Origin of the sequence: Neorhizobium sp. BETTINA12A (assembly GCF_023006485.1) — a bacterium.
GTDB lineage: Bacteria > Pseudomonadota > Alphaproteobacteria > Rhizobiales > Rhizobiaceae > Neorhizobium.
In genome coordinates, this window is sequence record NZ_JALBGW010000016.1 from 26163 (window position 1) to 51999 (window position 25837).

Annotated in this window: 19 protein-coding genes; 10 read left to right on the top strand and 9 right to left on the bottom strand. The window is 62.0% G+C overall.

What is annotated here, in order from left to right; genetic code table 11:
• Positions 1 to 13 precede the first annotated feature (13 nt).
• The 4 genes from pgl to MOV61_RS07195 form a co-directional block, all read right to left on the bottom strand.
• Positions 14 to 712, bottom strand: coding sequence for a 6-phosphogluconolactonase (gene pgl / locus MOV61_RS07180; protein WP_247136099.1), 699 nt, complete (start codon positions 710 to 712; stop codon positions 14 to 16).
• Positions 713 to 717: 5 nt separating this feature from the next.
• Positions 718 to 2190: a glucose-6-phosphate dehydrogenase gene (zwf, locus tag MOV61_RS07185; protein WP_038539846.1), complete on the bottom strand. Its 1473-nt coding sequence runs from the start codon at positions 2188 to 2190 to the stop codon at positions 718 to 720.
• 101 nt (positions 2191 to 2291) lie between these two features.
• On the bottom strand, positions 2292 to 3593 hold the full coding sequence (locus MOV61_RS07190; RefSeq protein ID WP_247136100.1) for an FAD-binding oxidoreductase: 1302 nt from the start codon (positions 3591 to 3593) through the stop codon (positions 2292 to 2294).
• Between the two features lie 10 nt (positions 3594 to 3603).
• On the bottom strand, positions 3604 to 5043 hold the full coding sequence (locus MOV61_RS07195) for a glutamine synthetase family protein (RefSeq protein ID WP_038539852.1): 1440 nt from the start codon (positions 5041 to 5043) through the stop codon (positions 3604 to 3606).
• Positions 5044 to 5169: 126 nt separating this feature from the next.
• Between MOV61_RS07195 and MOV61_RS07200 the strand changes: the two genes are divergently transcribed.
• The 4 genes from MOV61_RS07200 (at position 5170) to MOV61_RS07215 (ending at position 9830) form a co-directional block, all read left to right on the top strand.
• On the top strand, positions 5170 to 6351 hold the full coding sequence (locus MOV61_RS07200; RefSeq protein WP_309493792.1) for an NAD(P)/FAD-dependent oxidoreductase: 1182 nt from the start codon (positions 5170 to 5172) through the stop codon (positions 6349 to 6351).
• 141 nt (positions 6352 to 6492) lie between these two features.
• On the top strand, positions 6493 to 6630 hold the full coding sequence (locus MOV61_RS07205; RefSeq protein ID WP_247033482.1) for a hypothetical protein: 138 nt from the start codon (positions 6493 to 6495) through the stop codon (positions 6628 to 6630).
• 220 nt (positions 6631 to 6850) lie between these two features.
• Positions 6851 to 8686, top strand: coding sequence for a methyl-accepting chemotaxis protein (locus tag MOV61_RS07210; RefSeq protein ID WP_247136101.1), 1836 nt, complete (start codon positions 6851 to 6853; stop codon positions 8684 to 8686).
• A gap of 280 nt (positions 8687 to 8966) precedes the next feature.
• Entirely contained in the window at positions 8967 to 9830 is an 864-nt protein-coding gene (locus tag MOV61_RS07215) for a LysR family transcriptional regulator (protein WP_247136102.1), read from the top strand.
• Positions 9831 to 9843: 13 nt separating this feature from the next.
• Here the strand turns inward: MOV61_RS07215 and MOV61_RS07220 are convergent, their stop codons facing one another.
• Together MOV61_RS07220 and aceA are read right to left on the bottom strand one after the other, a co-directional pair.
• Positions 9844 to 10083, bottom strand: a complete 240-nt coding sequence (locus tag MOV61_RS07220; RefSeq protein ID WP_038539861.1) for a hypothetical protein — start codon at positions 10081 to 10083, stop codon at positions 9844 to 9846.
• 32 nt (positions 10084 to 10115) lie between these two features.
• Positions 10116 to 11405, bottom strand: a complete 1290-nt coding sequence (gene aceA, locus MOV61_RS07225; protein ID WP_247033487.1) for an isocitrate lyase — start codon at positions 11403 to 11405, stop codon at positions 10116 to 10118.
• A 208-nt stretch (positions 11406 to 11613) separates the two neighbouring features.
• Here aceA and MOV61_RS07230 point away from each other — a divergent pair, with 208 nt between their 5' ends.
• The 5 genes from MOV61_RS07230 (at position 11614) to MOV61_RS07250 (ending at position 17235) form a co-directional block, all read left to right on the top strand.
• Positions 11614 to 13032: a short-chain fatty acyl-CoA regulator family protein gene (locus tag MOV61_RS07230; protein ID WP_247136103.1), complete on the top strand. Its 1419-nt coding sequence runs from the start codon at positions 11614 to 11616 to the stop codon at positions 13030 to 13032.
• Between the two features lie 123 nt (positions 13033 to 13155).
• Positions 13156 to 14253: a polyamine ABC transporter substrate-binding protein gene (locus MOV61_RS07235; RefSeq protein WP_038539870.1), complete on the top strand. Its 1098-nt coding sequence runs from the start codon at positions 13156 to 13158 to the stop codon at positions 14251 to 14253.
• A gap of 73 nt (positions 14254 to 14326) precedes the next feature.
• Entirely contained in the window at positions 14327 to 15484 is a 1158-nt protein-coding gene (locus MOV61_RS07240) for an ABC transporter ATP-binding protein (protein ID WP_247136104.1), read from the top strand.
• Between the two features lie 13 nt (positions 15485 to 15497).
• Positions 15498 to 16415, top strand: a complete 918-nt coding sequence (locus MOV61_RS07245) for an ABC transporter permease subunit (RefSeq protein WP_247136105.1) — start codon at positions 15498 to 15500, stop codon at positions 16413 to 16415.
• A 1-nt stretch (position 16416) separates the two neighbouring features.
• Positions 16417 to 17235: an ABC transporter permease gene (locus tag MOV61_RS07250; RefSeq protein WP_247136106.1), complete on the top strand. Its 819-nt coding sequence runs from the start codon at positions 16417 to 16419 to the stop codon at positions 17233 to 17235.
• 3 nt (positions 17236 to 17238) lie between these two features.
• Here the strand turns inward: MOV61_RS07250 and MOV61_RS07255 are convergent, their stop codons facing one another.
• Together MOV61_RS07255 and MOV61_RS07260 are read right to left on the bottom strand one after the other, a co-directional pair.
• Positions 17239 to 17484 carry a hypothetical protein gene (locus MOV61_RS07255; RefSeq protein WP_038539882.1) on the bottom strand — a complete coding sequence of 82 codons (246 nt, stop codon included), beginning with the start codon at positions 17482 to 17484 and terminating at the stop codon, positions 17239 to 17241.
• A 28-nt stretch (positions 17485 to 17512) separates the two neighbouring features.
• Positions 17513 to 19411 carry an AsmA-like C-terminal region-containing protein gene (locus tag MOV61_RS07260; protein WP_247136107.1) on the bottom strand — a complete coding sequence of 633 codons (1899 nt, stop codon included), beginning with the start codon at positions 19409 to 19411 and terminating at the stop codon, positions 17513 to 17515.
• A 157-nt stretch (positions 19412 to 19568) separates the two neighbouring features.
• On the opposite strand from MOV61_RS07260, the gene MOV61_RS07265 reads away from it, so the two are divergent.
• A complete protein-coding gene (locus MOV61_RS07265; RefSeq protein ID WP_247136108.1) occupies positions 19569 to 21521 on the top strand; it encodes an acetoacetate--CoA ligase in 1953 nt (650 codons plus the stop codon).
• 352 nt (positions 21522 to 21873) lie between these two features.
• On the opposite strand, the gene MOV61_RS07270 is transcribed toward MOV61_RS07265, so the two are convergent.
• A complete protein-coding gene (locus MOV61_RS07270; protein ID WP_247136109.1) occupies positions 21874 to 25764 on the bottom strand; it encodes an ATP-binding protein in 3891 nt (1296 codons plus the stop codon).
• Between the last annotated feature and the right edge of the window lie 73 nt (positions 25765 to 25837).

Sequence of the window (25837 nt, forward strand, 5' to 3'; positions counted from 1 at the left end):
AAAAGTCGGCGCTTTAAGGCGCCCAGAAAATCTGCAGCGGCGAAGCGGCTCGATTGAGCACGGCGCGGATCGGCATGTCCGTTTCGTCGGAGCCGGCCTTTGCCGCTTCGAGCACGTCCTTCTTGCCCTGGCCTTCGATATGCAGCGCCAGGAAACGGGCATCCGAAAGGCTGGCGAACGAGAAGGTCAGTCGCTCTTCGCCGGCACCTTCCGCCTGCATCGTCAGAACGCCGCGGGGCCCGGAAAGATCGAGTGCCCGGGCAAGATTATTCCCATGCGGGAAAAAGGATGCCGTGTGGCCGTCGCCGCCCATACCGAGGATCGCCACGTCGAAGGGATGGCCGATGCCGGCCGCCTTTTCGGTCGCGATCACGGCCGCTTCATCGATCGATGGCGCCTCATAGTAGAGCGGGATGAAATGCGCCGCCGCCGCCTTGTCCTTCAGAAGATGCGTTGACACCAGGAGGTGGTTGGAACGCGGGCTGTCCGCTGGCACGAACCGTTCGTCGACCAGCGTCACCGAAACCTTGCCCCAGTCGATATCGCGGGTGGCCAGTGCCTCGAAGAACTTCTTCGGCGTCGAACCGCCCGAAACCGCGATCGAGGCCGTGCCCCGGTCGCGGATCGCTGTTTCAAGATGTGCCGCAACCTCGTCCGCCAGGCTGGCGGCGAGGGCGGCGGCATCCGCAAATTCAAGCATGTTCGTGGTCATGACCCTTAGCCCTCATGCCATGTCCGGCCATCGCGCTCGATGAGGGCGATCGCCTGGCTCGGACCCCAGGTGCCGGCGGTGTAACCCTGCACCTGCTGGCCGGCCGCTTCCCAGCCTTTGAGGATCGGATCGACCCAGCGCCACGCGGCTTCCACTTCGTCGCGACGCATGAACAGCGTCTGGTTGGAGCGGATCGTGTCGGTGAGCAGGCGCTCGTAGGCATCCGGATTGCGCACCGAGAAGGCTTCCGCAAAGCTCATGTCAAGCGACACGTTGCGCAGGCGCATGCCGCCCGGGCCCGGATCCTTAATCATCAGCGACTGCTTGACGCCTTCGTCCGGCTGCAGGCGGATGATCAGCTGGTTGGCCGAAATGCGCCCGGCAGCTGCGTCGAAGATGTTGTGCGGGATCGGCTTGAAGGTGATGACGATCTCGGACATGCGGGCTGCAAGCCGCTTGCCGGTGCGGATGTAGAAGGGAACGCCGGCCCAGCGCCAGTTGCCGATCTCGGCCTTGATGGCGACGAAGGTCTCGGTGTTGGAAACGCCGCCTTCGAGTTCATCGAGATAACCCTTGACCGGACCGCCCGCGGATGCGCCGGCGCGGTACTGGCCGCGCACCGTCATCTGCTCGACATTGGCCTCGGTGATCGGCTTCAGGGCGCGCAGCACCTTGAGCTTTTCGTCACGCACCGATTCCGAATTCATCGAGGAGGGCACTTCCATGGCGACAAGGCAGAGGAGCTGCAGGATATGGTTCTGCACCATGTCACGCAGCGCACCCGCCGTGTCGTAATAACCGGCGCGGCCTTCGAGGCCGACGGCTTCGGCGACCGTGATCTGCACGTGGTCGATATGGTCGGCGTTCCACAGCGGCTCATAAAGCGCGTTGGCGAAGCGCAGCGCCATCAGGTTCTGCACCGTCTCCTTGCCGAGATAGTGGTCGATGCGGAAAATCTGGTCTTCGTGGAAGGCCTTGCCGATCATGTCGTTGAGCTGCAGCGCCGATGCGAGGTCGCGGCCGATCGGCTTTTCGACGACGATGCGGGTCGACCTGGTGATCAGCTTGTGGTCACGGATCTTTTCGGAAATCGGGCCGAAAATACCCGGCGCCACGGCCAGATAGAAGACGCGGATACGCTCCTTGCCATCGTCGAGCAGTTTCTTCAGTTCCGCCCAGCCTCCTTCGGCCTTTGCATCGACCGAGATGTAATAGATCCGCTGGAGGAATTTCTGGACTTCCGCTTCGTCGTATTCGCCCTGCTTCAGATGCTCTTTCAGGGCATCCTGGGCGAACTTGCGGTAATCCTCGTGCGAAAGCGCGCTGCGCGAGGCTCCGATGATGCGGGTTGGCTCGGTGAACTGCCCCTCGATCTGCCGGTGGTAGAGGGCCGGAAGGAGCTTGCGTTCCGCAAGGTCGCCGGTACCGCCGAACACGATACAATCAAAGGGTTCAACTGGGATGATCTGGCTGCTCATCGCTGTTCTTTCGTCCTGCATGGTTGGGTGCATACTTATTCTAATCGATTTAAAAACGCTAGCCCGAATTGGCTTCCGAAGTGTGTTGCGGCCCCCGCTTGTCAGAGCCTGTCGCGCAGCGCAAACCACGTGAGGGCGAGGAAAAGCAGTGGGGTCCGCATGTGACGCCCGCCTGGGAAGGCGGGAATTTTGAGTGCGGCGAGGTGGTCGAGATCCGTCGCCTTGCCGCCGACCATATCAGCATAAAGTTTGCCACAATAGTTTGACAGCATCACACCATGGCCGGAATAACCGCCGATCGAGGTGACGCCGGGCATGACTTCGCGCACGAAAGGCTGGCGCGGCATGGTGATCCCGACATTTCCGCCCCAGGCATGGGTGATTTCAACGTCCTTCAGCGCCGGGTAGGTGTCGACGATCTGCCTGCGGATGGCCGTCGCGGTGTCCGCCGGATTGCTTGAGGTATAGACCTCCCGGCCGCCGAACAGCAGCCGATTGTCCCGGCTCTTGCGGAAATAGCGCACCACGAACCGCGAATCAGCAACGGCCTCGCCACCGGGAAGGACGCCCGGAAAATCGTCGAGCGGCGCGGTCGCGGCGATGAAGGAGCCGATCGGCATGATATGCGCGGATGTAACCGGTTCGAGATCGCCGATATAGGCATTGGTGGCGATCAACACCCGGTCGGCAGTCAGCGTGCCCTTGGGCGTCCGGACCAGGATCTTGCCGCCCGGTCCATTTCTGGTTTTTTCGATGCCCGTGGCGCGGGTCATCTCGAAAATCTGCGCGCCGGCCGCCTGCGCCACCCCGGCAAGTCCGACCAGCAGCTTCAGTGGATGGATATGGCCGGTGCCGGTATCGCGGACCCCGCAATAATAATCTTTCGTGCCGAGCCGCTCGGCGGTCTCCCGGCCATCCATGAAGGAGATGTGCGGATAACCGTAACGCTCCGCGGCGATCTCGGCGGTCGCCCGATAATCCTTCTCGTGGCCCCGTTTGTGGGAAACGTTCATCTGTCCCGGCATGTACTCCATGTCGATGCCGTGGATATCGGCAAAGTCGAGGAGATGCCGCTTGGCGTTTTCGGCCATGTCGAACAGCGCCCTGGAGCGCTCGTAGCCGATCTCCTTTTCAAGATCCTCCGGCCACCAGCGCTGTCCGGTTCCCATCTGCCCGCCATTGCGGCCGGAGGCGCCGTCGCCGAACCGGCTGGCCTCGATCAGTGCGACGGAGATGCCGGCCTTTGCCAGATTGTAGGCTGCCTGCAGGCCGGTATAGCCGCCGCCGATGACCGCCACATCGACCGTCTTCGATCCGTCGAGCGCCGGATAGGTCGGCCGCTCGCGGACTGTTGCCTGATACCAGGAAATCCCCGGTGCGATCGGGCTCTGCCATTCATCCAAGGAGCAGCCCTCACACGTTGAGAAGCAGGAATTCCCGCTCCCAGGGGCTGATAACCTGCATGAAGGTCTCGAATTCGCCGCGCTTGACGCCCGCATAGAGGCCGATGAATTCCGAGCTGAAGACGCTGGCAAGCGCCGGATCGGATTCGAGCAGCGACACGGCTTCGAGCAGGCCGCGCGGCAGTTCGATCGACCCCTCGTTGGCTGTATCCTCGGTCGGCGGTCCCGGCTCGATCGCGTTCATGATGCCGAGCAGGCCGCAGCCGAGTGAGGCCGCAAGCGCCAGATAGGGATTGGCGTCCGAGCTTGGCAGGCGGTTTTCCACGCGGCGGGCATTCGCATCCGAGACCGGCACGCGGAAGGCCGTGGTCCGGTTGTCGTAACCCCAGGCATTGTTGACCGGCGCCGACATGTCGGGCGTCAGGCGGCGGTAGGAGTTCACATAGGGCGCCATCATGGCGAGCGTCTTCGGCACATAGGTCTGCATGCCGCCGATGAAGTGGAAAAATTCCTTCGAAGCGGAGCCATCCGGGTTCGAGAAGACGTTCTTGCCGGTCTTGATGTCGACCACCGACTGGTGGATGTGCATTGCCGAACCCGCCTGGCCCTGCATCGGCTTGGCCATGAACGTGGCGTAGATGCCGTGTTTCATGGCCGCCTCGCGGATGGTGCGCTTGAACATGAACACCTGGTCGGCGAGTTCGATAGGATCGCCATGGCGCAGGTTGATTTCGAGCTGCGCCGGGCCTTCCTCGTGGATCAGCGTATCGATCTCGAGGCCCTGCTTTTCCGAGAAATGGTAGATGTCGTCGATCAGCTCGTCGAATTCGTTGATGCCGGCGATCGAATAACCCTGGCCGCCGAGGATGGAGCGGCCGGACCGGCCTTTCGGCGGATGCAGCGGATAGTCCGGGTCGTCGTTCTTGGCGACAAGATAAAATTCGATTTCCGGCGCCACGACCGGTTTCCAGCCCCGCTCCTCATAGAGTTTGAGGATGTTCTTCAGCACGTTGCGCGGCGTATAGGGAACCGCCTTGCCTTCGGTATCGACGATGTCGCAGATCACCTGTGCGGTCGGGTCGGTTTCCCAGGGTACAACCGAAAGCGTCGAAAGATCCGGCACCAGCTTCAAATCGCTGTCGCGCGGCTCGTAGCGGAAGGTGCCGGTCTCTTCCGGGTATTCGCCGGAAATGGTGTGCCGGTAGAGGGCCGACGGCAGCGCGAGCGAGGTATTCGAGGTGAACTTCGAAGACGGCATCATCTTGCCGCGCGGCACGCCGGCGAGATCGGGCGTGATGCACTCGATATCCTCTATCCCTCGAGCCCGAAGCCACGCGGCGGCCTCCCGCCAGTCCCCGACCCCTCTGAGCGAAGTGAGCGTCGGCTGGGCGGTCGCGGCTTTCGCCACGGTGCCGGTTGCGAGGGCGGGAGCGTTTTTTTTGCGCGGCATGACACATCGGGGTGAGGTTGATCGGATGTTCCATCATAACCACGGATTGACGAATGGCGAGGGGGAGACGCCATTGACTTTGAGTTGCCGATCGAAAACAGCAGATATCGAAACAGGGAGCATGCGGTGACGCGGAAATTCGATGTGGTGGTTTTGGGCGCCGGCGGGGCTGGCATGATGTGCGCCGTCCGCGCAGGCGGGCGCGGCCGTTCGGTGCTCGTGCTAGACCACGCCAAGGCGCCGGGCGAAAAGATCCGCATTTCCGGCGGCGGACGCTGCAACTTCACCAATATCCACGCGACCGCCAAGAACTACCTCTCCGCCAACCCGCATTTCGCCAAGTCGGCGCTCGCCCGGTACACGCCGCGCGATTTTCTGGACATGGTCGAACGCCACGGCATTCCTTGGCACGAAAAGACGCTCGGCCAGCTCTTCTGCGACGACAGCGCCAAGGACATTATCCGCATGCTGCTGTCCGAGATGAAGGCGGCGAATGTGGTGCTTGAACTGCAGAAGCAGGTCACGTCGATCGAGAAGACGCCAGAAGGTTTCCGCATCGGCACCTCCGATGGACCGGTGGAGGCGGCATCCCTGGTGGTTGCGACCGGCGGCAAGTCGATCCCCAAGATGGGCGCCACCGGTTTTGCCTACGATATCGCCCGGCAGTTTGGCCTGAAGATCGTCGAGACGCGGCCGGCGCTCGTGCCCCTGACGCTCGACCCGAACCTGCTCGAAAAGCTCTCGCCGCTTTCCGGCATCTCGGTGCCGGCCGAGGTCCGTCACGGCAGGACAGCGTTTCGCGAGGCACTGCTCTTCACCCACCGGGGTTTGAGCGGTCCGTCGATCCTGCAGATCTCGTCCTATTGGCGCGAAGGGGATGACGTGACGCTGATCATCGAACCCGACCTCGATATCGCAGCGATCCTCAAGACCGCCCGCAAGGTCAACGGTCGCCAGGCGGCGCAGACGGTGCTGGCGGAGGTGCTGCCGAAACGGCTGGCGCAATTCTTCGTCGAGGCGCGCGGCCTGACAGCCCACCTCGCCGATCTGCCCGACAAGGCGATCGAGGGCCTGGCCGCCTCGATCCAGATCTGGCCCATCCGACCCGCCGGCTCCGAAGGTTACCGGACGGCCGAGGTGACGCTCGGCGGCATCGATACGTCCGAACTGGACTCGAAGACGATGCAGGCAAAGGGAGTATCCGGCCTTTATTTCATCGGCGAATGCGTGGATGTGACCGGCTGGCTCGGCGGCTACAATTTCCAATGGGCCTGGGCTTCGGGCCATGTTTGTGGGGACGCATTGTAGTATAGGTTGATTCAGCAGTTGTTAATGTGAGCGCCCCATCCTGCCTTAATGCCAGCCAATTCCTGTGGTTTAAGGCAGGCATGCGCTTCCTGCCGGTGGCGGCTGGAGCGCCAGAGCAACTTGCCTTGGAGTGCCGTTTCCATGCAGAGACCCAGCCGTGCCCGCGCAATCGCAATCGCTAAGGTTCAGGATAACCAGAAGCTCATTCGCCTGCGTTTTCTCGCGATCGCCATCGGTGCAACGGCCGCGCTCCTCGCGCTTCCGACGCTTTTCTTCTAAGAGCTTCCGCTCTTCGATCTCATCGCGCGCCTGAATGGCGGCGGTCTCAAGCCACGCTCGCGGAGCGCTGGCGTCTTGTTTTGCGCATTTCCGACCTACGGTTTGCGTCAGCTCCGCACCTCGGCGGCCTCTTTAATTCAATACATTCAAATTTAGTAATTTTTCACTTCCGCCAGCGATATTCGGTCAGTTCATAGTTTTGTGGGGAAGCTGGCCTTTTATGATCAAAATCCTGCCGTCATCCGTGGTATCGCGGATCGTTCTTCTCTGCCTCTTGATGATCTTCCTCGCGGTGATGGCCGTTGGCGGTCTCACCTATGCCTACCTGCGCGGCGATATCATGGATACGGCGAGGGGAGATGCGCGCAAGGCGATACGCACCATGAGCCTGCTTTACGATCTTGAGCTGGATGGCGCCAAAAGCGAGATCCGCGACGGCGCGGTCATCCGTGTCAGCCAAGGCGAGGGGACGGTGAAAGATCATGACATGGTCGATCGCACGGCAACTGCCATCGGCGGCGTCGCAACCCTGTTCGAAAAGAAGGGCACTGACTATGTCCGGATATCGACTAATGTGAAGACGGAAAAGGGCGAGCGGGCGGTCGGTACCAAGCTTGCCGCGGAGCACCCGGCGCAGCCGTTTCTGGCGCGCGGAGAGGCTTATTTCGGTCCCGCAGTGTTGTTCGGCAAGGATTTCATGACGGGTTATTTCCCGATCACCAATGCTTCGAACGGCGTCACCGGTCTGCTTTTCATCGGCATTCCGATGGAAGTCTATTTCGCCCATATCGCTACCGCGGGCTATGTCGTCATCGGCACGTCGCTCGCCGCTCTCCTCGTCGTCGGCATTGCAAGCCTGTTCGCCCTTCGTATGCTGCTCCGGCCGCTCGGCGTGCTGACCGGCACTGTACATGCGCTTGCCCAAGGCAATGACGCCACCGAAATACCCTATGCTGAACGCCGCAACGAATTCGGCAATATCGCCCGCGCCTTGGAAGTCTTCCGGGAAGCGGCGCGTGAGAAGCAACAGATGGAAAGCCGCAGTGCCGAGGATCGCGCCGAAGCGGAGGCCGAACGCCTTCGCAACGATGCCGAAAAACAACGTGTCGACCGTCAGATCGACACGGCAGTCAGCGAATTGGGTGCGGCTTTGGCCCGCCTAGCTGATGGCGATCTGTCGAGCACGATCGAGACGCAGTTCTCCGGTCGGCTGGAACAACTTCGCACCGACTTCAACGGTTCTATCGTCCGGTTGCGCGATACGCTTTCTCACATCCGCCAAAGCACGCTCTCCATCCAGAAGAGCAGCGCCGATCTCAGCCATTCCTCAGAAGAGCTTTCGCGCCGTACCGAAACCCAGGCAGCTTCCCTCGAAGAGACAGCCGCCGCCGTTGATGAGATCACCGCAACGGTCCGTTCTTCGGCCGAACGCGCCCGCGAGGCCAACCGCGCCGTTTCGCTCACCAAGAAAAGTGCCGACAGTTCCGGCACGGTGGTGAGCAATGCGGTCGGCGCCATGGGACGCATCGAGGAGGCTTCGGGAAAGATCGAGTTGATCATCGAGGTGATCGACGACATCGCTTTCCAGACCAACCTGCTGGCGCTCAACGCCGGCATCGAGGCGGCCCGGGCCGGCGAGGCCGGCAAGGGTTTTGCGGTCGTGGCGCAGGAAGTTCGCGAACTGGCGCAACGTTCCGCCAGTGCCGCCAAGGAAATCAAGGACCTGATCACCCAGTCGAGCCGGGAGGTCGGCTCCGGTGCCGGCCTGGTGCAGGAGGCGGGCGAAGTGCTGGCGGCGATCAGCCAGCAGATCACCGGCGTCAGCCAGCACGTGGAAATGATCGCGACCGCCAGCCAGGATCAGTCGGCCGCATTGCAGGACATCAACAACTCCGTCAACCGCATGGACCAGATGACCCAGCAGAACGGCGCGATGGTCGGCGAAACCACGGAAGCGAGCCGACGCCTTGCAAGCGAAGCGGATGCCCTGCTTGAACTGGTAGAGCAGTTCCGCATCGATACGAACAGTCGTTCCCGTTATTCTCGCGCTGCGTAATATTTGCGGGTGTCAAAGTAGGGGTGACGCCGCCTTTACGTCTGCCCCTGAACCGCAGCAGTTCAGCGAACCAGCTCGGATAGGGCTGGGCGTAACGTTCATAAAAATCGTTTTCCGCGGCTATATCACGACGGATGGACTTTGTTCCGAAGGGATAGGAAAAGGCAGCTGCGACGATGTTCTCATGCATCGGAATTGCTCCGTTTGTGGAAATCGTCTCCTTTATTAAACCTCAAAAACTGCTTCTTGTACCGCCAGATTCCCGCTATGCTTTTCACTGATGAAAAACGTCAACTGGGATGCCTACGAGCTTTTCATGCGGGTTGCCCGGCTTGGCGGACTATCCGGGGCCTCGGGCGTCACCGGTCTCAGCCCTGCGACGGTTGGTCGGCGGATGCTCGATCTCGAAGAGGCGATCGGGCGCCCCCTGTTCCTGCGCAGCCGTACCGGCTATCAGCTGACCGCCGATGGATCTGCCTTGTTTGCCCAGATCCTGGAGATGGAAGGCGCTGCCCGGCGCATCGAAAGCTGGAAACGGGAAGGCGCCGGTTCCACGCTGGTAAGGGTTGCCTGCGGCACTTGGCTCGCCTGGATGTTCACGCGTAATCTATCGCTCATCCGCACCGAACGGGACGATTTCCGCCTCGATTTCTATATTGCCGAGCGACGAGCGAGCCTTGCGCATCGGGAAAGTGACATCGGCATCCGCGCGTTCGAACCGGACGAGCCGAACCTCGCGGCGACCAGGCTCGGCGAGGTCGCCTATGCGGCCTATCGTGCCCGCAACGCCCATCCCTCGGCTGCCGAACGCTGGCTTGCGGTCGCGGAGGAGGACGCGATTTCCGCCTATTTGCGCTGGCCGCATCAGGAACGGGGAGGTCAGGTGGTCGTCACCGTCAACCGCCCGCGTTCTCTGCGCGATCTGGCACTTGGCGGCGCCGGGACCGCGGTCCTGCCCTGTTTCGTCGGCGATCAGGACATGCGGCTGGAGCGTGTCGGAGGAGAGATCGAAAGCCTGCGCCACAATCAGTGGATCGTCATGAACAACGACGATCGCCACCGCCGGGATATCCGCGCGGTGGTCGATCGGATGGTGAAGTTCGTCCGCGGCCACGGCCCGCTTTTCGCAGGCCGCCAGCCTTAAACCTGTCTTTCGATCACTGCATCCGGTTGGTGACGACGACCGGGATCATCAGGTCGCCCCAATGACCGCCGCCGCCATGGTGCCGGGCGGAACGGACGAGCTCCACCGAAACCCCGGCCTCGACCGCCTTCATGATTGCATGGTTGAGGCGGTGCAGATCGTTGGCAAGCGTGCGGATCGCTGCCTGCTGGTCGGGCGTCATCGCCGTCGACTGCTCTTCTGCGCGTTCCTTGACGTGGGTCTGGATGTTCATGTCGGTTCTCCTCCTTGTGATGGGGTTCAGGCTTATTCCGCAGCCGGCCGGAATTGGTCGTGCTCCGTGGATTCCTTCATTGCGGTGGTGGACGAAAGTCCGCCGGTAATTGCCACGGAGACAGCGTCGAAATAGCCGGTGCCGACCTCGCGCTGATGTTTGGTGGCGGTATAACCGTTGATCTCGGCGGCGAATTCCGCCTCCTGCAGCTCCGAATAGGCCGCCATCTGGCGGTCCTTGTAGCCACGGGCGAGCTCGAACATGCCAAAATTCAGCTGGTGGAAACCGGCGAGCGTGATGAACTGGAACTTGTAGCCCATCGCACCCAGTTCCCGCTGGAACTTGGCGATCGTCGCGTCGTCGAGGTTCTTTTTCCAGTTGAACGACGGCGAGCAGTTATAGGCGAGCATCTTGCCGGGATGCGCCTTGTGGACCCCTTCCGCAAACCGACGGGCCTGTTCGAGATCCGGCTTCGAGGTTTCGCACCAGATGAGATCGCAATAGGGCGCATAGGCGACGGCGCGGGCGATGCAGGGTTCGAGCCCGTTCGTGACCTGGTAGAAGCCCTCCACTGTCCGGCCGGCATCGTAGTCGACGAAGGGCTGGTCGCGCTCGTCGATATCCGAGGTGAGCAGCTTGGCCGCTTCTGCATCGGTGCGGGCGATGACCAGCGTCGGCGTGCCCATGACGTCGGCGGCAAGCCGCGCGGCCGTCAGGTTGCGAATATGTGCGGCGGTCGGGATCAGCACCTTGCCGCCGAGATGGCCGCACTTCTTTTCCGATGCGAGCTGGTCTTCGTAATGGACGCCGGCGGCGCCCGCCTCGATGAATGCCTTCATGATCTCGAAGGCGTTGAGCGGCCCGCCGAACCCGGCTTCCGCATCCGCAACGATCGGCGCGAACCAGGTCTCGACCGAAAGACCCTTGCCTTCGGCGGTCTCAATCTGGTCGGCACGTTGCAGGGTGCGGTTGATGCGCCGCGCCAGTTCCGGTGCCGCATTGGCCGGATAGAGCGACTGGTCCGGATACATGGCGGATGCGGTATTGGCATCGGCCGCGACCTGCCACCCGGAGAGGTAGATTGCCTTCAGCCCGGCGCGGACCTGCTGCATTGCCTGGTTGCCGGTCATCGCGCCGAGCGCGTTGACGAAGTCTTCGCGGTGCAGCAGCGACCACAGCCGGTTGGCGCCCATCTCGGCAAGCGAATAACGGATCTCGGCCGAACCGCGCAGCCGCTTCACGTCCTCGGCGGAGTAAGGGCGTTCGACACCCTCGAAACGCCCTTTTTGAGCGCCTGGAACCAGCGTGTAAAAATCTGTCATTGCTTTCCTCCTATGTAAATCGGCGAGCCAAGATATGGCGCTTCTGATGTGACTGAATTTACAGAAAAGAATGCTGCACTGCCAGAAAAGATACAAAAATGCGGGTATGAAAGGGGTTAAGTTGTCTTGTCTTTCACAAAGGGTTCTGTGAAGATGTTACAATGGTAAATGCGGCGGGCTGGCCGATTTTGTAAAAGCGGTGACAAAAGTGGCGGAGCGAAAGATTTTTGCCGGCCCGCGGGTACGGCGGGTGCGATTGGGGCTTGGGCTCACCCAGACGGCCATGGCCGAAGCGCTCGGCATTTCGCCCTCCTATCTCAACCTCATCGAGCGCAACCAGCGGCCGCTCACGGTCCAGCTCCTCTTGAAGCTTGCCTCAGTCTACAAGGTCGATCTCGATACGCTGCAGGGGGAAGGTGGCGGCCTTGCGGGGCGGCTGCGCGAGGTGTTCGCCGATCCGCTGCTGGCGGGCGAGATCCCGGGGGATCAGGAAATCATCGAGGTGGCGGAAGCCGCCCCCAACGCGGCGCTGGGGCTGATGAAGCTCTATCGCGCTTATCGCGAGCAAGCGGCCCGGCTTTCGGATCTTTCCGATCTGCTGGCCCGCGAGGGTCACGAGACCTCGATCGCCGGCACGCGCCTGCCGATCGACGAGGTGCGCGAGACACTGCAGCGCCGCCCCAACTTTTTCGCGCGTATCGAGGATGCGGCCGAAACCTTCGTCGCTAGGCTAGGGACCGGCGACGAACTGCCTGGTGCCTTGAAGGCCTGGGCGAAGAACGAGCACGGCATCGTGGTGCGTACGCTGCCGGTTCATGCCATGCCGAACCTGCGCCGGCGCTACGACCGCCATTCCATGCGGCTGTTTCTGTCAGAACGGCTCTCGCCCTTCGACCGGACGCGCGAGCTTGCCATGGAAGTGGCGCTGCTTGCATTGGGCCAGGAGATCGCCGCCGAACTCGATGATCTAAACCTCTCCACCAACGAGGCGCGACGCATCGGCCGCTTCGAGCTCGCCCGTTATGCCGCTCATGCGCTGATGATGCCTTATGGGGCTTTTCTCACGGCGGCCCAGCGTGCCCGATACGACCTCGACGTATTGCGCTCCCGTTTCGACGTGTCGTTTGAGCAGGCCGCCAACCGGCTCACGTCGCTTGCCCGGACCGGCACGCCGGGCATTCCGTTTTTCCTGATGGAAGTCGATCACGCCGGTAACGCCATCCGCCGCGCCGGTGCGCAGGGGTTCCCGCAGGCCCGTTTCGGCGGGCTCTGTCCGAAGCTCGGCCTTCATGCCGCCTTCCTTCAGCCGGGACAGGTTCTCGTCGATCGGGTCGAGATGCCGGATGGCGCCGCATTCCTAACGGTGTCGCGCACGCTCGAAGGTCCGCAATCGGGATTCGGCGAGCGTATCCGCCGTACGGCAATTCTTCTCGGCTGCGATCTGTCGAGCGGCGGCGACACCGTCTATGGCGAGGCACTGCCGGGGGCCGTCGGAACGGTGCTTGCCGGCACCGCCTGCCGGCTCTGCGAAAGGCAGGGTTGCCTCTCGCGCGCCGAGCCTCCGGTCACGAGACCGCTCGGTCTGGACGAGATGGTGACCGGTCTCAGTGCCTTCGATTTTCAATGAGTTTTGCGGCGGCGCACATTCCCCCTTGTGGGGTGTAAAATTACTTTTTACTCTCGCGAAAAAATATAAGGGAATTAGGCGCGATTTGACGATTGCTCAGACAAAACTGGAACAGGAGAGATCATGAAAAGTCATTTGCTCAGCCTTGCCGCCGCAGTTGCCGCGGCGGCTTTCGCCGCGACGGCTGCTCTGGCCCAGGAGCGTGAAGTCCGCGTCTACAACTGGTCGGACTATATCGATGAATCGATCCTGGGGGATTTCACCAAGGAGACCGGCATCAAGGTCATCTACGACGTGTTCGACAACAACGAGATGCTGGAGACCAAGCTTCTGGCTGGCGGCTCCGGTTACGATGTCGTCGTGCCGACCGGCCCGTTCCTGGCCCGCCAGATCCAGGCCAAGGTGTTCCAGAAGCTCGACAAGTCGAAACTGCCCAACCTTTCCAACATGTGGCCGGTGGTTACCGAGCGGCTGGCGAAATACGATCCCGGCAATCTGTATGCCGTCAACTACATGTGGGGCACCACCGGCATCGGCTATAACGTCGACAAGGTGAAGGCCGCACTCGGCGACGTGCCGATCGACAGCTGGAATGTTCTCTTCAAGCCGGAAAACGCCGCAAAACTGAAGTCCTGCGGCATCAACATCCTCGACGCATCCGACGAGACTTTTGCGATCGCGCTGAACTATCTCGGCAAGAATCCCGACAGCAAGGACACCAAGGACCTCGAAGCCGGCGGCGCCGTCTACTCGAAAATTCGCAAGTCGGTGAAGACCTTCAATTCGTCGGCCTATATCGATGAACTCGCCAATGGCGACAGCTGCATCACGATCGGCTGGTCGGGCGACGTGTTGCAGGCCAAGACCCGCGCCGAGGAAGCCAAGAACGGCGTCAAGATCCGGTTCGTCATTCCCAAGGAAGGCACGTATATGTGGTTCGACAACCTCGCGATCCCCGCGGACGCGAAGCATGTCGACGAGGCGCATGCCTTCATCAACTACCTGATGAAGCCGGAAGTCATCGCCAAGGCTTCCAACTTCGTTCAATACGCCAACGGCAACCTGGCTTCGCAGAAGTTCATCGACAAGGAAGTCTTGGAAAATCCCTCCGCCTATCCACCGGAAGACGTCGTCAAGAAGCTCTTCACCATTTCGCCATACGGGCCGCGCGAGCAGCGGGTCCTGAACCGGGTCTGGACGCAGATCAAGACCGGTAGCTGATCAAGGGCGGGGCAGGCGGAAACGTCTGCCCCGATTACTTTCGGGCGGCCATCGGGGCGAAATGGGGTAAGGCATGGCGAAATCTCTTGGGCCGGTTAAACGCAAATTTTCTCCCTGGGCTGATCCTTCAGCAGTTCCGTTCATCCGTTTCGAAAACATCACCAAGCGGTTCGGCACCTTCACCGCCGTGGATAACCTGACGCTCGATATCTACGAGCGGGAGTTCTTCTCGCTGCTCGGGCCGTCCGGTTGCGGCAAGACGACGCTGATGCGCATGCTCGCCGGCTTCGAGGAGCCGACCGAAGGCCGAATCCTGCTGCAGGGCAAGGATATTTCCGGCGTGCCACCCTATCGCCGGCCCACCAACATGATGTTCCAGTCCTACGCGCTCTTCCCGCATATGACGGTCGAAAAGAATGTCGCCTTCGGCCTGGAGCAGGACAATCTTCCGAAGGGCGAGATCGCCGACCGCGTCGAGGAGATGTTGAAGCTCGTCAAGCTGGAACAGTTCGCCAAACGCAAGCCGAACCAGCTTTCCGGCGGTCAGCGCCAGCGCGTCGCGCTCGCCCGGTCTCTCGCCAAGCGCCCCAAGGTGCTGCTGCTCGACGAACCGCTCGGTGCGCTCGACAAGAAGCTGCGCGAAGAGACGCAATTCGAGCTGATGGACCTGCAGACCAAGCTCGGCCTCACCTTCCTGATCGTCACCCACGACCAGGAAGAGGCGATGACCGTGTCAGACCGTATCGCGGTCATGGACAAGGGCCTGATCATGCAGGTGGCAACGCCGGCCGAGATCTACGAAGCGCCGAACAGCCGCTACGTTGCGGATTTCATCGGCGACATCAATATCCTCGAAGGCACCGTCACCTCGACGGACAGCGCGCTCGGCGCACCGGGCTCGGTCAGGATCGACTGCGACGGCATCGCCGTCTCCGTCGAGCAGGAATGCCAGGCGGTGAAGGGCGACAAGGTCGCTTTCGCGGTGCGGCCGGAAAAGGTGCGTATCTCGCCCGACCAGCCGGCCGATATCTCGGCCAATGCGGTTTACGGCGAAGTCTGGGACATCGGTTATCTCGGCGACTTCTCGGTTTTTCTCGTCAGGCTCGCGGATGGCCGAGTGGTGCGTGCGGCGCAGGCCAACGTCTCCCGCCTCGTCGACCGGCCGATTACCTTCGGCGACATGGTGTGGCTCACCTGGCCGCTCGATGCCGGCCTCGTGTTGACGCGCTGAGGAGGACAAGGAGATGGCAAGCGTTTCCGAAACCCACCCCGCCAACAAACCCAATCCCGCCCGCTGGCTGGTGGTCGCGGTTCCCTATGTCTGGCTGCTGCTGTTCTTCGCAGCGCCCTTCCTGATCATCTTCAAGATATCGTTGTCGGAGACGACGATCGCCATGCCGCCCTATACGCCGCTCTTTGAAGGGTTCGACGCATTCGGCGACTTCGTCTCGCAACTCGACTTCGACAACTACCTGTTCCTGACCGGCGATCCGCTTTATATCGAGTCTTATCTGTCTTCGCTGCGCATCGCGGTGATCTCCACCTTCCTGCTGCTGCTGATCGGTTATCCGATGGCGCTCGCCATGGCTCGCGCGCCGACGATGCTGCGGCCAACGCTGGTCATGCTGGTCATCCTGCCGTTCTGGACGTCGTTCCTGATCCGCGTCTATGCCTGGATCGGCATCCTGAAGCCCGACGGACTGCTGACGCTGCTGTTCCGATCGGTCGGCCTTCTTGGCGTAGACGATCAGGTGCAGATCCTGCGCACCGATTATGCCGTCTTCATCGGAATCGTTTATTCCTACCTGCCCTTCATGGTCCTGCCGCTCTATTCGGCACTGGAGAAGATGGACAATACGCTCTTGGAGGCCGCAAGCGATCTCGGCTGCCCGCCCTGGAAGGCGTTCTGGAAGATCACCTTTCCGCTGTCGCTGCCGGGCGTCATCGCCGGTTCGATGATCTGCTTCATTCCGATCACCGGCGAGTTCGTCATTCCGGATCTGCTCGGCGGTGCCGATACGCTGATGATCGGCAAGACGCTGTGGACGGAGTTCTTCGGCAACCGCGACTGGCCTCTGGCATCGGCCGTAGCGGTCATCCTGCTGATCATGCTGGTCGTGCCGATCATGATTTTCCAGAACCAGCAGAAGAAGGTGGTTTGAGATGAAATCCTCCCGCTTCGATGCCACCGTCCTGACCCTCGGTTTTGCCTTCCTCTACATCCCGATCATCATCCTGGTGGTCTATTCCTTCAATGCTTCCAAGCTCGTCACTGTCTGGGGCGGGTTTTCGCTGCAATGGTATCGCACCATGTGGTCGAACCAGGGCCTCATGGACGCCGCTTGGGTGACCGCACGCGTTGGCGTCATCAGCGCCACGATCGGCACGGTGCTGGGCACGCTTGCGGCGCTTGCCCTGGTGCGGTTCACGCGCTTTCACGGCCGGATGCTATTTTCCGGGATGATCTATGCGCCGCTCGTCATGCCGGAAGTGATTACCGGCCTGTCGCTGCTGTTGCTGTTCGTCGCCGTCGGTATCGATCGCGGTTTCTGGACGGTCGTTATCGCGCATACGACATTCACCATGTGCTACGTGGCGATCGTCGTGCAGTCGCGGCTGCTGACCTTCGACCTCAGCCTCGAGGAGGCGGCGCTCGATCTCGGCTGTCCGCCAGTCAAGACTTTCTTCAAGATCACCCTGCCGCTGATCTTCCCCGCCGTCATCGCCGGCTGGATGCTGGCTTTCACCCTGTCGCTGGACGACCTCGTCATCGCGAGCTTCACGACGGGGCCGGGTGCCACGACGCTGCCGATCAAGATCTACAGCCAGGTGCGCCTGGGCGTCACACCGGAGATCAATGCGATCTGCACCATCCTGATCGGGCTGGTGACGATCGGCGTCATCATCGCCTCGATCAGCACCAAGCAGACGGAAATGCGCCGCATCCGCGATGAGCATGTCGCCGCTCGCGACGCGACCTGACGATCATTCGCCCCGCGGCGGCAGGAAGATATAGATGAGCAGCCACGCCGGCAGCACGATGACGGCGCCGAGCACGATGCGCGGCACCGACCAGATATAGGCGTTTTCGAGCCCGACCCTGATATCGTCCGGCGTCAGATGCAGGAGCGCCAGTAGCGTCGGCATGGTGATGCCGAAGAAGCTGAGCACTGCGCCCATGATGAGGCAGGCGAGCAGCGCCTTGCATAGACTGATCAGGAATCTCGACACCAGATAACCCCCATCCGGTTGATTCGGTTCATTGTAGGGGCTTCGCCGGAGTTTGCGAAACAGGCCAGATGACCGGGTTCGGCCAGGAGCCGCCGATGAAGACCATCAGCGGTGCCGCCTTGGTGCCCTGCGCAATCGGCTCAATGGTTGCGGAGAGCGCGAGGCTGCTGTTGATGTAGGGAACAACGCCGGAAAGCGTCAGGTTCTCGGAAGGGCCGGTGATCTTTCCTTCGCGGATATCCGCCGAACCATCCGCGAGGTTGGCAGAGATGTCGATATGGTCGAATTCCAGGCTGCCGCTGCCGGCATCGCTCAGCGGAAAATAGGTTTTTTGAGCTGCAAGCTGCCGGACACCGGCAAGGTTGACGCCGGAAAGCGAGCCGCGGTCCGTCCGAAAGCGTAGGGTGCCTTTCGCATTGCGCCAAGCTTCCGGTTCCAGCGGCCGATCGACGTCGAGCGCCAGATCCAGCGACCCGCGCGCCGCCGGAAGCGGGCCGGCGAGGCCAAGTTCCTTGACGATATTGCCGAAATCCGCGTCCTGGATGGCAAGGCGCAACGCCACGGCTCCGGCCGTACCGCCCTTCACCGTGGCGATCCGGCCGGTCAGTCGGCCGGTCTCGAAATCGCTGTCGGCGATGTCGATGCGCGATTGCTCGCCGACGTTCATGATGCTTACGGCGGCTTCCGAAAGCTGGAAAGGCCCGAGCGTCGCCTGCTGGGCAGAAAGCCTCAGGTCGAGTTCCAGGCCTGCGAGATGGCTATTGCCCCGACTGGTGTCACCCATGGCGCGCGGCGCGATGGCGGCAAGCGCTGCGGAAAGGTCCATCCGGTCGAAAGCGAGCGTACCGGTGAGCCTCGCCGGCCGGTCCGGCGGCAGCACGAGATCGAGTATGCCGGTCGCCTTGGCGTCGTTCAGCCCGAGGGACAGGTTGTCCAAGCGCAGGATGTCTTCGTTGGTGACGAGCCGGGTATTCAACGAGAAGCTCTTCAGGCGTTCGACACCGGCAAAGTTCAGCCCGGCCCAGCGCATTGCCGTCGAAAGGTCGGGAACCGTCAGTTCTGCATCGCCGGAAAGAAACGCATGCGCGGCCAGATTGGCGACGCCGCGGAATTGGCCATGAAAGAGAGCGGACGCCATCGTGCCGGAGATATTGCCGCTTTTGCCTGAGAGCAGCAGCAGCGGCTGCGTCGAGTTCATGTCCAGCGTCAGCGCCTGGCCGTTGAGATAGGCATCTGCCTTCAGTTCCAGGCCCCGTGAGAGCCAGGGCCAGTCGAGCGTGCCGTTGATCGACTGGAACCGCGTGACCCGGCCACTGGCGACGTCGGAGATTTCGAACATCCCGTCGCTGATGCGGACATCGCCCATCCGCGCATCGTCATCCGTCGCCAGTGCCTGACTGCTGCCGTCCGGCCGTGCATCGCGCACGGCGCGGCTGAGCAGCCCGTCATTCGCCCAGTCGAGCCTGCCGTCGGCCTCCCTGAGGACATAGATCTCCGGGTTTGTGAGGCGAAAATCCTTGAACTCCGGCCGTCCGAGCAGAGCCTGCAGAAGATCGAAAGAAGCCGACAGCCGCGAGACCCGGCCAAGTACCCGCTCGCCGTCTTCCGCCTGCTTGCGGATGGTGATCTCCCTGAGCGTGATCCTGGGCTCCGGCCAGAAGCGGATATCCGGCGTCCCCTCAATCGTCACATCGTGGCCGGTCCATTCGGCGACCGCCCGCTCCATGCTTTCGCGTACCACGGTCGATGAAACCAGGAACGGCGCGATGAGCTGGAAAAGCGAAAAGAGGCACACTGCGATGATGGCGCCGATCAGAACGCGGCGCGACCGCCGGCCCAGCGGGCGGCTCAGGTTCTTCCGCAGATGTCCGAACGGGTTGGTGAGCATGATCACACGCGCATTATAGGAAATGCTGGGTTCGCGCAAATCCGTGAAACTTCCCTGGCGGTCTCCTTTATAATGCGGTGCAACATGCTATAAAAACCGATACGCTGCGACCTCGCAGGATCTGGCGTGGATGGAGATGGGGCAGAACCCTGGTTCCGATGTCGGGGTGGGGTTCTCCGAGGGTGGAGGAATGGGAATGGGCAATGAACAGCCGCTCTGGAGCCCCTCGGCGGAAGTACAGCAGAAAACCCCGCTTTATCATTTCATCAGCTGGTGCGCCGAGCGCTTTGGCAAAGTCTTCCTCGACTATGATGCGTTCTACGCGTGGTCGATCGGCGAGCGCGCCGATTTCTGGTCCGCGGTCTGGGAATTCTGCGGCGTCAAGGGCGAGCGCGGCGACCGAGTGCTGATCAACGGCGAAGACATGCTTGCCGCCCGGTTTTTCCCTGATGCCACGCTGAATTTCGCAGAAAATCTACTTTCCGGAACAGGCGCCGGAGACGCGCTGATCTTCCGCGGCGAGGACAAGGTGCGCTATCGCTGGTCCTGGGATAGGCTTCGCGCCGAAGTCTCCCGCCTGCAGCAAGCCTTCAGGGGGCTTGGCATCGAGAAGGGCGACCGCATTGCCGCGATGATGCCCAATATGCCGGAAACGATTGCCTGCATGTTGGCCGCGGCCTCGATCGGAGCCATCTGGTCTTCCTGTTCACCTGATTTTGGCGAACAGGGCGTGCTCGACCGTTTCAGCCAGATCGACCCAAAACTGTTCATCACCTGCGACGGTTACTGGTACAACGGCAAGCTTCAGGACGTCGCCGCCAAGGTGAGGGCAGTTTCCGAGGTGCTGAAGACGCCGGTTCTGGTCGTGCCTTATGCGGGCGACGCGCCGACACTGGCCGCATCGCTTGACGATGGCCGCATGCTGGCGGATTTCACGGCGCCTTACGAGGCGCGGTCGATCGAGTTCGCGCCGTTGCCATTCTCCCATCCGCTCTACGTTCTCTTTTCGTCCGGCACGACCGGGGTGCCGAAATGCATCGTCCATTCGGCCGGCGGCACGCTACTACAGCATCTCAAGGAACATCGCTTCCATTGCGGCCTCGAGCCTGGCGAAAGGCTGTTTTATTTCACCACCTGCGGCTGGATGATGTGGAATTGGCTGGTGTCAGGCCTCGCAGTCGGCGCCACGCTCTGCCTGTTCGACGGTTCGCCGTTTGCGCCGGATGGCAATGCCCTGTTCGACTATGCCGAAGTTGAAAAGTTCGCGGTGTTCGGCACCTCGGCAAAATACATCGACGCGCTCCGCAAGGGCGGCATCGCACCGAAGCAGAGCCACGATCTGGCCGCGCTCAGGCTCGTCATCTCCACCGGTTCGCCGCTCTCGCCGGAAGGTTTTTCCTTCGTCTACGAAGGCATCAAATCCGACGTGCATCTGGCCTCGATTTCGGGCGGTACCGACATCGTTTCCACCTTCGTGCTCGGCAATCCGCTGAAGCCGGTCTGGCGCGGCGAGATCCAGGGGCCGGGCCTGGGGCTCGCCGTCGACGTCTGGAACGACGACGGCAAGCCGGTGCGCCGGGAAAAGGGCGAGCTCGTCTGCACCAAGGCCTTCCCGTGCATGCCGCTCATGTTCTGGAACGATCCCGGAGGCCAGAAATATCGCGCCGCCTATTTCGAGCGCTTCGAGAATGTCTGGTGCCACGGCGATTTCGCCGAATGGACCGAACATGACGGCATCGTCATCCACGGCCGTTCGGACGCGACGCTCAATCCGGGCGGCGTGCGGATCGGCACCGCCGAGATCTACAATCAGGTGGAGCAGATGGAGGAGGTCGTGGAAGCCATCTGCATCGGCCAGGACTGGGACGACGACGTCCGCGTCATCCTCTTCGTCCGCCTCGCGAACGGCCTGACGCTGAGTGACGATCTCGCCAAGGCGATCAAGGCCCGCATCCGCACCGGCGCATCGCCGCGCCACGTGCCGGCCAAGGTCATTCAGGTCGCCGATATCCCCCGCACCAAGTCCGGTAAGATTGTCGAACTCGCAGTCCGCGACGTCGTGCACGGCCGGGCGGTCAGGAATAAGGAGACGCTCGCCAACCCGGAAGCGCTTGATCTGTTCGACGGCCTTGCCGAGTTGAAAAGCTGAATGGCCGGGTATCCCCGACGAGGCGAGATGTATCGATACGGTACATCTCCAGCATAAATTCCAGAAATGGAGCGCCGTTAACGCGCTATTAAGCCGCTTTGATCAAAAGTGGAGCAACATGGTTTCGTCTCGTGTATGAAATACGCCTAGCCGCGAGCTTTCATAGACATGACGTCTCCACCGACCCTCGTTGGACAGCATTAAACTTCAAAGGCAGCTTCGGCTGCCTTTCTTTTCACGCTATTCTCAACTCTGAGATGCTGATAGGTTCGATCGCAACCGTGTCCCGTTGGCGAGAAACAGGGTATTACCTGCGGCAGTGACGATGCCAAACCCGGTTACAATCTCCTGATCAGTTCGCCAGCACCCGCGGCGAAGGGAAGGTGATCTCCACCAGCGTGCCCTCGTTCGGCGCGGAAGTGATCGCGAAGGCGGCGCGATTTGCGTCGACCATCGCCTTTGTCAGCGGCAGGCCAAGACCGGTACCGTCGCCGCGCTTGTGCGAGGCGCTCGACACCTGGCGGAACGGCTTCATGGCAAGCTCCAGCTCCGAGCGGGTCATGCCGATGCCGGTATCGCGGACACGAAGTACCACGTTTCCATTGGTCTCGTAGGCGGTGGAGACGACGATCTGGCCGCCCGAGGGCGTGAAGCGGATGGCGTTCGACAGGATGTTCAGCACGATCTGCTTGATCGAACGCGGATCGGCGACCACCTGAGGCACGGCATGCGAGAGCGCCGTGCGGATGATGACGCGCTGGCCGTTTGCCTGCGGCTGCACCAGCGAGACGGCTTCCGACACCGCCTCGTTGAGGCCGACGGCGACGAAATCGAGCTCCATCTCGCCCGCCTCGATCTTGGAAATGTCGAGGAGGTCGTTGACGATATCGAGCACATGCCGCCCGGAGCGGCTGATGTCGTTGGCATATTCGACATAACGCGCATGGCCGATCTGGCCGAAGCGCTCGCTCGCCATCATGTCGGCAAAGCCGATGATCGCGTTGAGCGGCGTGCGGATTTCATGGCTCACATGGGCGAGGAATTCGCTCTTATGGGCATTTGCGGTCTCGGCGGCGCGCTTGGCGGTACGCAGCTCGTCTTCGGTGCGCTTCCACTGGGTGATGTCGCGGATGACGGCGCAATAACCGTTCGAGGAGGTCAGCTTGCCGATCGTCATGAACAGCGGCAGGAAGCCGCCGGAAGCTTCGCGGCCGATCACTTCGCGGCCGTCGTTGAGGACGCTGGCGACGCCGTGGCCGGCAAGGCCTGCGAGATAATCGAGGATCGCCCGCTGGCTCTCATGCGCAAACAGCGTGACGAAGGGTTTGCCGCTGATCTCTTCATTATCGTAGTTGAAGAGCGCGCTCGCCGCCCGATTCAGCGAACGGATGTCGCCTTCCGCACCGATGATGACCACGCCGTCGGTGGCGGTTTCCAGGATCGCGCGCAGTTCCGTCACCTCGACCTGCAGCTTTGCCAGCTGGTCGGCGGCGCGCGGTGCGCGCAACGGAATGACTTCTGCCGCTTGGCCGTCCTCGGTGGAGGCCTGTACCTCGGCCACGACTGGCATCAGCGCCAGCATGAGGACAGTCGAATTGTCCCAGCGGACGGATTGAAGGCGTGCCGTCACCGGCACCAGTTCATCGTCGGCGCGCACCACGACCATGCCGCCGGCCTCAGCCGTCTTGCCTTCGAGATCCTGGCGCTGCAGCAGCGCATCGAGACCGCCGACTTCCGCCAGTTCGTCGATCGAAGCATAACCGGTCAGCCGCAGGAATTCCGGATTTCCGTGGATCAAAAGGTCGCCACTGTGCACGAGAAGCGCCACCGGCATCTGGTCGACGATTTCCGCGGAAAGACCGATCCGCTCGCGGACCGGGATCATCTGGCTCAACAGTTCACGATCGGACAGCTCCGGATGCGGGTCGGCGAGCGCCTCTGCGGCATCTTCCACCTCTTCAGTGGGCTCGATCGGCGCGTCGGCAAAAGCCTCGTTCGCTTCTTCGGCGAATGCGATCGCCTCTTCCTCGGAAATCTCTTCTGAAACGGGGGCGACAGGTTCCTCGCGCACAGTCTCATGTTCGAGCTGGGTGGGCTCTATCGCGGTCGGCTCGTTCGGTTCGACAGCGGGTACCTCCGCCTCGGTCGAGGTCTCCGGCTTCTTTTCCTCGTTGCGGCGGCCGACGAAATTGTCGAGCTGGCGGGCGATCTCGCGGAAAGCAGCCTGTTCGACGGGGGTCAGCCCGTCGCGGCGGTTGGAGCGACGCTCCTCGAGCTGGATGACCTTGTCGGAATGGCGGCGGCCGGCGTTTTCGACGATCCGGAGCGCCGGGCGTTCGCCGGCCGGCCAGTCGAGCAGCGAAGGGATCTGCCGGCCGGACATGGACGGCTGCGGCCTGTCCTCCGGGGCAGGCTCCAACGGCAGGTCTTTCGCAAGCAAGTCTTCGGATGGTGTCGCATCGGCGGATATGTCTTCGGCCGCCGCCGGCTGTTCGGCATCTTCCGCGACTTCTGGCTCCTCGGCCGCAGAAGCCTCTGCAGCCGGTTCTGCACTCGCGGAGCTTTCAGCGTTTGCGTCTTCGGCCGAGCCTATCCCAGCTGGCGCATCGATGGCTTCGTCCTGCCCGACGGCCAGATCGTCTACTGGCGCCAAGTCCGCTGCATCGGCGGGCATCTCATAGGCTTCGGAAACAGCCTCAGCTTCCGGTTCGGCCACATCCTCCGGCACGGCGCGGGTCAGCGTCAGGCCAACTGCGTTCGGATCCTCGGCTGCATCGCCGATGCGCACGATGCCGAAACCGCGAAAACCGTCGAACTCGCGGGTGCGGGTATAGGTCGGCAGCGCGGCGAGATCGACCGGCACCATCAAAGACGTGCCCTCGACCGGCCACCAGATCGTCTTGCCGGACCAGGTATCGCGCTTGTTGAGCAGTTCGGTGATCTTGCCCTCGGGGTCAAGATAGAAGAGGGCGGCCAGATCGGTAAAGGCCATGCCGTTGATATCGGCGGCATGCGGGCCGACAGCGTCGGCAAATTCGCTCGAAACTTCCCTGAACCGGCCCTCGGCATCGATCTTCCAGACGAAACGGGTCGCGCGCCCGTCACGGCGGAAAACGAAACCGTCCGGTTCCGGCGCGGCAATTTCGGCGGCTGCGGGTTCGGCTGCAGGCGCCGCCTCCACCATCTCAGGCTCGCCAGCCACGGTTTCTTCGGTGGCGGTTTCGGAAACGACCTCTTCCGCCGCCCCGATCGTTGCTGCCGAGGAAACAGCATCGATTTCCGCGGTCGGTGCTGCCGTTTCAGGCGCGACCTCTTCTACCGGTTCCTCGGAAGCAGCGGCGTGGACGGGAGCAAAATTTTCGCTGGGCTCCAGCAAAATTTCTTCTTCCGGCTCTTCCGTGTCGACGATCTCCGACACGGCGGCAATCACATCGGCAAAACCGTCGGCAGGCGCGGGCTCGGCCGCGAAGTCTGCGGTGTCATCGCTTGCGGTAAGTTCGGCCACGGCTTCTTCGACGGCTTCGGCATTCGCCGGCGCATCATCGCGCGGCTCGTAGCCGTTCGCGGCGGTGGCCCGGCCCTGTTCGGTCTCGACCGTGAATAGGAGGTGCAGGGCCGGTTCGTTGGAAAGCTTGCCGATCGCAGCCGGCAGGTAGCCCTTGGAGGTGGGGATGGGGCGCTTGACGAGGCGGCTCGGATCGGCGCCCGCCATGGTCGTCATCATCTTGGCGGTGTGGGTGGAAACGCCGAGCCCCGCGAACTCGGCCGAGGCGGCGAGCACCTCGCCGTTTTCGTCGATCACCGCCATATGCGTATCGGGATCGTCGAAGCCTTCGATCATCCGGGCCGCAGAGGCCGAGGGTGAGAGCCTGCCTCGTTCCACCGGCGCGCTGAACAGTACCGCCGCTTCGCCCTGAACCTGAACAAGTTCGCAGACCGCCTGCACGGGAATGCGCTGGAAACCGGAAGCGACGCGGATCGTCAGGTTGCGGATGTCGCCGACTTCGCCGAGCTGGCGCGCAGCCGCTTCGATCTGGCGGAAGGCTATATCGACGCGGTTCGGACCCTGGTCGAGAAAATCGTAGATGGAGCCGAAGCCGAAAAGATCGGCGCCGCGCCCGTTCGCCCAGAGAGGGCTTTGCATGTCCGGAGAAAACAGCACGATCGCTTCGCCCGCCGCAAAACGATCGCGGACGCGCTCGTGCACGGCAATATCGATGAACGGGTATTGGACTGCGGACATAGGCAAAACCTACAGGACGTTTGTGACCGGATTTCTACGTAGTTTAACGGATTGTTAATAACCTTCCCCTGCC